Annotated in this window: 1 protein-coding gene; it reads left to right on the top strand. The window is 61.7% G+C overall.

From position 1 onward, the window contains the following. Positions 1–83 precede the first annotated feature (83 nt). The coding region (locus XH84_RS31775) for an IS481 family transposase (RefSeq protein WP_128948532.1) at positions 84–1,035 on the top strand (952 nt) is incomplete at its 3' end.

A 1,035-nucleotide genomic window follows, 5' to 3' on the forward strand; every position in this document is an offset into this window, starting at 1 on the left:
TGTGGTCTGTCAGGAGGTTGTCCATCTGGTCTGAACCGAGGAAGCTGAGGTTGCGAAGCTTCAGTGTTCCAAGGAGAGACCAGATGAACGTCCACAAGAATGCGCCTTTGACGCCAAAAGGTCGAGAGGCGATGGTCCGAAGCGTGGTCCAAGGCGGGCTGAGCCAGGCTGGCGCGGCCGACCTGTTCAATACGACGCCGAAGACGGTCGCCAAATGGGTCAAGCGCTTCCGCGCAGAAGGTGTGGAAGGGTTGCGCGATCGGTCCTCCAGGCCCCATTCATCGCCGAGCCAAACCCCGCCAGCCACGTGCACGGTCATCGAGGCCTTGCGCCGGCAGCGCCACACCGGCAAGCAGATCGCAGCCGAGGTCGAGGTGTCACCGGCCACCGTCAGCCGCGTCCTTCGCCGCTTGGGATTGAACCGGATACGCGATCTGGAGCCGGTCGAGCCGGAGCGTCGCTATGAGCGCGAGCACCCAGGCGAGATCATCCATATCGACATCAAAAAGCTCGGGCGTTTCGAGCGTGTCGGCCATCGCATCACCGGCGATCCGAGCGGCCCGAACAAGAGCCGCGGCGCCGGCTGGGATTTCGTCCACGTCTGCATCGACGACCATTCCCGCGTCGCGTTCTCCGAGATTAAGCCCGACGAGACGGCGGACAGCGCTGTTCCCTTTCTCAAGGCAGCCGTGGCTTATTACAAAAGCCTCGGCGTCACCGTCACGCGCGTCATGACCGACAATGGCAGTTGCTACCAGTCGTTCGCCTTCCGCGACGCTTGCCGGGACCTCGGCATCAAGCACATCCGCACCAAGCCTTACACGCCCAGAACAAACGGCAAGGCCGAGCGTTTCATCCAGACCGCACTTCGGGAATGGGCTTATGCCAAAGCCTACCCAACCTCAGATCGGCGCGCCGAAGAGCTGCCGATCTGGCTGCACCAATACAACTGGCACCGACCTCACGGTGGTATAGACTCTCAAACGCCGATCAGCAGGCTCGGTTTGACCAAGGATAACCTCTTGAGGCTCCACA

It is taken from the genome of Bradyrhizobium nanningense, from assembly GCF_004114535.1.
GTDB lineage: Bacteria > Pseudomonadota > Alphaproteobacteria > Rhizobiales > Xanthobacteraceae > Bradyrhizobium > Bradyrhizobium nanningense.